Annotated in this window: 7 protein-coding genes and 1 pseudogene; 2 read left to right on the top strand and 6 right to left on the bottom strand. The window is 65.0% G+C overall.

Translation table 11 applies throughout. The features are described 5' to 3' along the window. From EN925_RS14410 to EN925_RS14385, 5 genes and pseudogenes are all read right to left on the bottom strand, one after another. Nucleotides 1-232: pseudogene (locus EN925_RS14410) on the bottom strand (hypothetical protein); the annotation flags it as partial. 109 nt (nucleotides 233-341) lie between these two features. Beyond that, complete coding sequence (locus EN925_RS14405) at nucleotides 342-1,358, bottom strand: ABC transporter permease (RefSeq protein ID WP_013530576.1); 1,017 nt, start codon at nucleotides 1,356-1,358, stop codon at nucleotides 342-344. Continuing rightward, a complete protein-coding gene (locus EN925_RS14400; protein ID WP_127384942.1) occupies nucleotides 1,355-2,923 on the bottom strand; it encodes a sugar ABC transporter ATP-binding protein in 1,569 nt (522 codons plus the stop codon). Before EN925_RS14400 ends, EN925_RS14405 begins: the two co-directional genes overlap by 4 nt. A gap of 242 nt (nucleotides 2,924-3,165) precedes the next feature. Further along, nucleotides 3,166-4,113, bottom strand: coding sequence for a substrate-binding domain-containing protein (locus EN925_RS14390; protein WP_013530574.1), 948 nt, complete (start codon nucleotides 4,111-4,113; stop codon nucleotides 3,166-3,168). Between the two features lie 306 nt (nucleotides 4,114-4,419). After that, nucleotides 4,420-4,983: a dienelactone hydrolase family protein gene (locus EN925_RS14385; RefSeq protein ID WP_024501764.1), complete on the bottom strand. Its 564-nt coding sequence runs from the start codon at nucleotides 4,981-4,983 to the stop codon at nucleotides 4,420-4,422. A gap of 125 nt (nucleotides 4,984-5,108) precedes the next feature. On the opposite strand from EN925_RS14385, the gene EN925_RS14380 reads away from it, so the two are divergent. After that, a complete protein-coding gene (locus EN925_RS14380; RefSeq protein ID WP_063168646.1) occupies nucleotides 5,109-5,807 on the top strand; it encodes a RibD family protein in 699 nt (232 codons plus the stop codon). Nucleotides 5,808-5,896: 89 nt separating this feature from the next. On the opposite strand, the gene EN925_RS14375 is transcribed toward EN925_RS14380, so the two are convergent. After that, nucleotides 5,897-6,781, bottom strand: coding sequence for an SDR family oxidoreductase (locus EN925_RS14375; RefSeq protein WP_024501766.1), 885 nt, complete (start codon nucleotides 6,779-6,781; stop codon nucleotides 5,897-5,899). Between the two features lie 90 nt (nucleotides 6,782-6,871). Here EN925_RS14375 and EN925_RS14370 point away from each other — a divergent pair, with 90 nt between their 5' ends. After that, on the top strand, nucleotides 6,872-7,702 hold the full coding sequence (locus tag EN925_RS14370; protein ID WP_245268616.1) for a helix-turn-helix transcriptional regulator: 831 nt from the start codon (nucleotides 6,872-6,874) through the stop codon (nucleotides 7,700-7,702). Nucleotides 7,703-7,815: the final 113 nt, after the last annotated feature.

Raw genomic sequence — 7,815 nt, 5'->3', positions numbered from 1 at the left:
GGCCGGGGCGCAGCACGTGGAACATTGCCACCGTCATCACCAGCTGCGCCAGCGCCACCAGCGTCAGCATCGCCAACCCGGCGAAGTGATTGGCCAGCGCCACCTTCGCCGCCAGCAGCATGAGGAGATCGCCGACCAGCACGCCGGCCAGCACGAGTGCCATGAGTTGCGGCCAGAACCGCCGCAGCAGCGAAAAACCTAGGGTGATCGGTCTGATGATATCGGCAAACATGAGGTTCTCTCACGATGCCACCCGCCAAAACCTTTCTAGCAAAGCATGATTGTTTTGCAAGGAATGGGGCTCCCTTCTCCCACTGTGGGAGAAGGGAGAACCGTCCCCCTCACCGTCGCACCCTCGACTTCAGCCACCGATCAAACGCCACCGCCAGGATCAGGATGAGCCCGATGACGATGCTTTGCGTGTAGGACGAGACATTGTTGAACTGCAGCCCGTTCTGCAGCACGCCGATCAGCGCCGCGCCCACCACCGTGCCGCCGACCGAGCCGATGCCGCCGAACAGCGAGGTCCCGCCGATGACGACGGCCGAAATGACGGTCAGTTCGTAGCCGATGCCCGCCACCGCTTCCGAGGAGTTCAGCCTGGCCGACAGCACGAAGGCCGCGAGCCCGGCGAAGAAGCCGACAATGACGTAGACCGAGACCAGGATGCGGTCGACGCGCAGGCCCGACAGCCGCGCTGCTTCCGCATTACCGCCGACGGCATAGACGGCGCGGCCATAGCGCGTGTAGCGCAGCACGATGTGGCACAGGATGGCGGCCGCCGCGAAGATCAGCGCCGGCACCGGCACCGGGCCGATCAGCCCGGTGCCGAACCAGCGCATCGAGGCGTCGAAGCCCGAGATCGGGCCGCCATTGGAGATGGTCAGCGTCAGCCCGCGAAACACCGTCAGCCCGCCCAGCGTGACGACGAAGGGCGGCACTTTCAGCCGGGTGATGACAAGTCCCTGCACGCCGCCGGCAGCGGCTCCGACGATGATGGCGGCCAGCAGCGCGGCGAACCAGCCGAACCCTTGCGTGCCGCTCGTCGACAGCGACAGCGTGTTGGCCGTGCCGCCCTTGGCGACCACGGCGGCGACCATGCCGCAGAAGGCGAGCAGCGAGCCGACCGACAGGTCGATGCCGGCGGTAAGGATGACGAAGGTCATGCCGAGCGCGATCAGCCCGGTGATCGAGATCTGCCTTGTGATGTTGAACAGGTTGATCGGGTCCATGAAGCTCGGCTTCAGCACCGTGAAGACGATGATCAGCGCCACCAGGAACAGCAGCGGCCCGAAGCTCATCAAAAGCCGCGCGAAGTTGATGCCGCCGCGCTGATCCTGCTCCCCCGCCACGCTCATAGTGTCTCCTTGCGGTCGAGTGCCATCAGTTCCATCAGTCTTTCCTCGTTTGCCTCGACGCCCGGCATCTGGCCGGTGATGCGTCCGCGGCGCATGGTGACGATGCGGTCCGAAACCGCCAGCACCTCGGGCAGCTCGGACGAGATCATCATCACCGCAATGCCGCGCGCCGCAAGCTGCACCAGGATCTGGTGCACCTCGGTCTTGGCGCCGACATCGACGCCGCGCGTCGGCTCGTCGACGATCAGCACTTTCGGATCGCGCGCGAGCCAGCGCGCCAGGATCACCTTTTGCTGGTTGCCGCCCGACAGGCCCTCGATCGCCTGCTCGGCCGAAGCCATGCGGATCGACAGCATCTTTCGAAACCCGGACAGCGCATCGCGCTCGCGCCGCTCGGCCATGAAGCCGAAACCGTTGCTGAAGCTGCCCAGCGAAGCGATGGAGAAATTCGGCAGGATGCCCAGCGCGGCAAAGATCGCCTGGTGCTTGCGGTCCTCCGGCACCAGGCCGATGCCGAGCGCAATGGCGTCCGCGGGCGATGCCGGGGCGATCGGCTCGCCGTCGAGCGTGATGGTGCCGGCCGCGATGCGGTCGGCGCCGAAGATAGCGCGCGCCAGTTCGGTGCGGCCTGAGCCGACAAGCCCGGCAACGCCGAGGATTTCACCGGCCTTGAGGTCTATGTCGACGCCGTCGAGCACGATGGCGTGTGGCGCCTCGGGGTCGCGCACGGTGCGCAGGCCGCGCACCGACAGCACGACATCGCCGGCCACCGCGCGTTGCGCCGGCCGGGCGTAGAGCTCGGACGCCGCGCGGCCGACCATCTTCTCGATGATTTTCGGCAGCGCGATCGGCCCGCCTTCACGGTTAAGGTGGCCGGCAAGCCTGCCGTCGCGCAGCACCGTCATGCGATCGCATATGGCGGACGCTTCCTCCAGCCGGTGGGTGACGAACATGATGGCGACCTTGTCCTTGCGCAGCCGGTCCATGATCGACAGCAGCCGCTGCACCTCGGTCTCGGTCAGCGCCGAGGTCGGCTCGTCCATGATGATCAGCCGGCTTTCCAGCGACAGCGCCCGAGCAATCTCGACCAGTTGCTGCTCGGCCACCGACAATGCCGAGACCGGCGTCATCGGGTCTATGGAGAGACCGACGCGGGCGATGATCGTGCGGGAATCTTCCTCCATCTTGCGCCAACTCACCAGCCCGAGCGGGCCGATCGGCGCGCGGCCGATAAAAATGTTCTCCGCCACAGTCAGCGTCGGGATCAGGCTCAGTTCCTGATAGATGGTGACGATGCCAAGCCGCTTGGCATCCTGCGGGCTGGAGGGATGATAATCGGCACTGTCGAAGATGATATGCCCGCTGGATGGCGGCATCACACCCGAGAGGATTTTCAGCAGCGTCGATTTGCCGGCGCCGTTTTCGCCCAGCAGGCCGAGGATCTCGCCGGGGCGGATATCGAGCGAGACATCGCTGAGCGCGGTGACGCCCGAGAAATGCTTGGTGATGCCTTCGACGGCAAGCAGGATGGGTTCGGGCGAGGCGGCTTCAGCGGCTGGCGGCAAGGGTGGCTCCTTCCATGCAGTTGATGTCGCCTGTCAGCGCTTGAACGCCCCCCTCTGTCCTGCCGGACATCTCCTCCTCAAGGGAGATTGGCTGTGTCACCGGCGACACCTTTTCTTTCAACATTTGGGAACTGGCGAAAGCAGGAGGAACAGTCGATCTCCCCCTTGAGGGGGAGATGTCCGGCAGGACAGAGGGGGGCGCTGTCCCGCCGGCTTTGCCAATCGGCCGATCCCCGCAAACCCTACTTCGTCTCGCCAATCCGCTCCGCCTTGTCGAGATTGTCCTTGCCGATGACGATTGGCGTCAGCAGCACCAGCTTCTCCTTCGGCTCGGTCTTGTCCTTGGCAAAGGCCACCGCGATGCGCACCGCAGTGCGCGACTGCTCGCCGGGGAATTGCTCGACCGTGCCCGCAAGCTTGCCGTCGCGCACGGCGACCAGCGCTTCGGGCAGTGCATCGAAGCCGTAGATCTTGACGTCGGTGAAGTTGCGCGCGGCACAAGCCTCCATGGCGCCCAGCGCCATGTCGTCATTGGCGCAGACGATGGCGTCGGGTTTGCCGTTGGCGGCAAGGCCAGCCTCGGTCACCGACAGCGCCTCGGCGCGGGCGAAGTTGGCGGTCTGCTCGAAGACGATCTGATACTTGTCCTTCAGAGGATCGAGCACATTGTGCACGCCCTTGTTGCGGTCGATCGCCGGGCCGGCGCCGGGCTGGCCCTGCAGATGGAACAGCTTGGCACCGTTGGGAAACGCCGCCACCACGGCGTTGGCTTCCGCCTCGCCGCCCTTCACATTGTCGGCGCCGACATGGGCGAGGATGCCCTCGACGCCGTCTACGCGGCGGTCGATCGTCACTACGGGAACGCCGGCCTTGACCGCTTCCTCGATGGCCGGCGCCAGGGCGTTGACGTCGAGCGGCGAGATGACGATGGCGTTGACCTTCTGCACCAGGGCGGCCTCGATGTCGGCGGTCTGCTTGGTGGCCGAGTTCTGGCCGTCGCTTTCGGTCAGATTGACGCCTTGCGTGGCGGCTTCCGCCTTGATCTCGTTCAGCATGTGCACGAAGAACGGAAAGCCGAGACTGGGCACCGAGCCAAGGATAGTGAGCTTGTCCTGCGCAAACACAGAAGGCGCGGCAACCATCATGGCGCCGAAAGCCGCGGACGACAGCAGGAATTCACGTCTGTTCATGGGATCCTCCTCCACAAGAACGCACGACCCGAAAACCGGGATCGGTTTCAGGAAGGATCATGCGTCGGTTCAAAGTGTGGAGCATCCTCCCTGCGCCCGAAAACGCATGCCGCTCCAGCTGGCCGCCGCTGTAAAAAGAGCCTCCCACCGACGCCTGCGCAGGGATGCTAACCCAGGGCCAACCATTTGTGCAACATCGATATAACAGCGGTGCCAGGCAAATTATCGGAATTGTCGGATTTTGGATTTCCGGCGTGGGGGCCGCTTTGTCGGAAGACCTCCAATGCAAGGCCGCCCCTCTGCTTCTCAATCCAGGAACGCCAGAACACGCTGCCAAAGCAGCGCCGCGGCTGTGTCGTTGTAGTCGGGCAGAGCTGGATCCGAGAAATAATGTCCCGAGTTTGGATAGCGGAAGATCCGCACATCGGTTTGCGCGGCCTCGGCGGCGTGCTGCCAGGCGCGGACATCCGGCTCGGGGAAGAACGGATCGGTGTCGGCGACATGCAATTGAACCGGCAGGCCGGGCCGGATGTTCGCAGGCACGGTTGCCAGCCCATGCAACAGCAGCACCTTGGCCGTCAGCGGCCGCAAGGCCCAGACTGACGCGACCACGCCTGCACCCATCGAAATCCCCGCCAGCACCGTATCGCCGGGCGTCGAGGCCAGGGCATCGCGCGCCCTTTGGCAAATGACCTCCCAGCCGATCCGCGCCTTGATCGCGAAGCCTTGCTCGAGATCGTCCGTCGCCACGCCCGCATAGAGGTCCGGCAGCGAAACGGCGTGACCGGCGGCGCCCAGCTTTCCAGCGAGATGCCGCTCGTGCTCGCGCAGCCCCAGAACCGAATGAAACAGGATTATGTTCGCGGACATCCGGTCATGATACCTGCCGGCACATGCCGTCTCAACGGCTGGGTACGTCATGAGGCGTGCGGCTTCCATTCTCCCGGCGTGGCACTACTTTGGACTGAACCCAAAGCACTCGACTGGAGAACAACATGAAGCCGCAAATCATCTGCCATATGCTGGCATCCCTTGACGGCAGCCTCCACCCCAGCCGCTATACCTCGAGCCCCGATGGCACCCGGGCCGAGTGGTCGAGCCTCTACGAGCATATCCATAATGATCTCGCGGCTGATGCCTGGATCGTCGGGCGCGTCACCATGGCCGAGATGAGCAAGGCCGGCGCGCATCCGCCGGCCAATGCCGGCAAGGTCGACCGGCCCTATCATTTCGCGCAAATAGGTGCGGGTTATGCCGTGGCGCTCGATGCCTCGGGCAAGCTTCATTTTTCCAAACCCGACATCGGTGGCGACCATGTCGTGGTGCTGCTTGGGCGCGACGTTGCCGACAGCCATTTGGCAGAGCTTGCCGCCGACGGCGTGTCCTATATCGTCGCGGAAACCGGCGATATCGATCTCGCCGCGATGCTTGAGGTCCTCGGACGCGAACTCGGCATAAGCCGGCTGCTGCTCGAGGGCGGCGCCAGCATCAACGGTTCCTTCCTCGCCGCCGGGCTCGTCGATGAATTGAGCCTTCTCGTTGCACCCGCGATCGACGGACGGGCCGCCAATCAGGGTTTCGTCGAGTTCGGCGAGAGCGGCCTGGCGGGCAAGACGCAGCTGTCCCTGAAGAGCTGCGAGGCGCTGGCGCATGGGCTCGTCCATCTGCGCTACGCGGTCAGCCCTGGAGCATAATCCCGAAAGGTCGCGGCGTGGCCCAGGGTCTCCGCGACGGGGCTGACGAAGTCAGAGACTTCGGCTCACCTCGAGCGTTGCTAAGCGCATCAATACCGCATGGCGTCGAGATCGGCGATCAGCGTCGGGCCGGTGGGGTGCCAGCCGAGCCGTGCCTGGGTCAGAGCGCTGGAGGACGGCAGATCCATCGGCGCGAACATCGCCATCCAGCCGAAATGCTCCGCCGCCTTTTCCGGCGCAATGGAAACCACCGGCAATTTCAAACCCCGGCCGAGCGCCTCGGCGATAGCGCGCACTTCGACACCTTCCTCGCCGACCGCGTGATAGCGCGCGCCCGGCTGCCGCTTTTCCACGGCGAGCCGGTAAAGCCGCGCCGCATCGAGGAGGTGGCCCGCGGAGTAGCGATTGCGGCCTTCGCCGACATAGGCCGAGACGCCCCTTTCACGCGCGATCTCGATGAGCGGCGTGATAAGGCCTTGCTTGACCGGATTGTGGACCTGCGGCAGCCGCACCACCGACACATTGATGCCGGCGTCCAGCAAGGCATTGCCGGCCAGCTCCGAGGCGATGCGCGGATTGGGATGGCTGGCGTTGAAGACGTCCTCGATCGCCAACTGGCCATGCCCGGGACTGCCCATGCCGACGCCGGAGGTGATCACCAGCGGCCGGTCGGAGCCGGCGAGCGCGGCGCCCAGTGCGGCGATGACGCGTTTGTCCTTTTCGCAATTCTCGGCAAACCGCGAAAAGTCGTGGTCGAATGCCGTGTGGATCACGCCGTCCGCCTTGGCCGCGCCATCGCACAGCCCTTCGGGCTCCTCGAGCGTTCCGCGATGCACTTCAGCACCGGCGGCGGCCAGCGCCTCGGCGCCGGCGTCGGAGCGGGTCACGCCGACCACCTGGTGGCCTGCCTTGATGAGTTCGGGAACGATCGCCGAACCGATGAAACCGGTCGCGCCGGTGAGAAAGATACGCATGCAAAATCTCCTGTACAGTTGCCCGCGTAATATTGCTGGTCTATTATTCTATTAAAGTAGTGATCTTATCGTGGTATAATGGCTAACAGGATGCCCTCCAATTCCGGCTCACTAGCAGCGTTCCTCAAAGACCGGCGCACCCGGCTTGATCCCGCATCATTCGGGTTTTCCGGACGCAGACGCACGCCGGGGCTGCGCCGCGAAGAGGTCGCGCAGCGCGCCAACATCAGCCCGACCTGGTACACATGGCTGGAACAGGGCCGCGGCGGCGCACCCTCGGCCGATGTCCTCAACCGCATCGCCAAGGGGCTGCTGCTGACCGAGGCGGAGCGCGAACATCTTTTCATGCTCGGGCTGGGGCGCCCGCCCGAGGTCCGCTACAGGGGCGTCGAAGGCGTCAGCCCCCGGCTGCAGCGCCTCATCGACACGCTCGATGCCAGCCCCGCCATAGTCAGGACCGCTACCTGGGACGTCGTTGCCTGGAACCGTGCCGCGAGGGTCGTGCTGACCGACTACAGCACCCTGCCCGAGGGCGAGCGCAACATTCTGCGCTTCATGTTCCTCAGTCCCCATATCCGCGCCAGGCAGCACGACTGGCAAAACCTCGCCCGTTTCGTGGTGGGCGCGTTCCGGGCCGATGCGGCACGCGCCGGCGCTGTCTCCGAGGTGCGTGAACTCGTCGACGAACTCTGCAGCGCCAGCCCCGAGTTTGCCGCCCTGTGGCGGGAAAACGGCGTGCTCAGCCATGGCGACGGGACAAAGCGCCTGAAGCACCCGGAACTTGGCGATATCGAACTGGAATATTCGGGCTTCGCGGTCGACGGCCGGCCGGATTTGAGCCTGACCGTCTACAACCCGGTCGACAGCGCCGTCGCCGACCGCATCCGCGCGCTGGCTCTCGCCCGATACCCCAAAGCGTAAGGGCGGGACGACCTATCCGCTGCGATGACTCCCGCCCGCCCTCAAGCGCGCTCGCAGACCGCCTTCAGGATCTGCAAGGTCGGCCCCCAGTAGAGATCGGCATGCGGCCGGAT

The sequence above is a fragment of the Mesorhizobium sp. M7A.F.Ca.US.006.04.2.1 genome, assembly GCF_004022915.1.
Taxonomy (GTDB): domain Bacteria; phylum Pseudomonadota; class Alphaproteobacteria; order Rhizobiales; family Rhizobiaceae; genus Mesorhizobium; species Mesorhizobium ciceri.
This window is presented reverse-complemented; position numbering and strand designations above follow the sequence as displayed.

What these genes read in the sequence shown, in the direction of transcription:
- EN925_RS14370 (WP_245268616.1), top strand. Translation starts at nt 6,872, where the DNA reads ATGCCCTCCAATTCCGGCTCACTAGCAGCGTTCCTCAAAGACCGGCGC.
- EN925_RS14380 (WP_063168646.1), top strand. Translation starts at nt 5,109, where the DNA reads ATGAAGCCGCAAATCATCTGCCATATGCTGGCATCCCTTGACGGCAGC.
- EN925_RS14390 (WP_013530574.1), bottom strand. Translation starts at nt 4,113, where the DNA reads ATGAACAGACGTGAATTCCTGCTGTCGTCCGCGGCTTTCGGCGCCATG.
- EN925_RS14375 (WP_024501766.1), bottom strand. Translation starts at nt 6,781, where the DNA reads ATGCGTATCTTTCTCACCGGCGCGACCGGTTTCATCGGTTCGGCGATC.
- EN925_RS14385 (WP_024501764.1), bottom strand. Translation starts at nt 4,983, where the DNA reads ATGTCCGCGAACATAATCCTGTTTCATTCGGTTCTGGGGCTGCGCGAG.
- EN925_RS14405 (WP_013530576.1), bottom strand. Translation starts at nt 1,358, where the DNA reads ATGAGCGTGGCGGGGGAGCAGGATCAGCGCGGCGGCATCAACTTCGCG.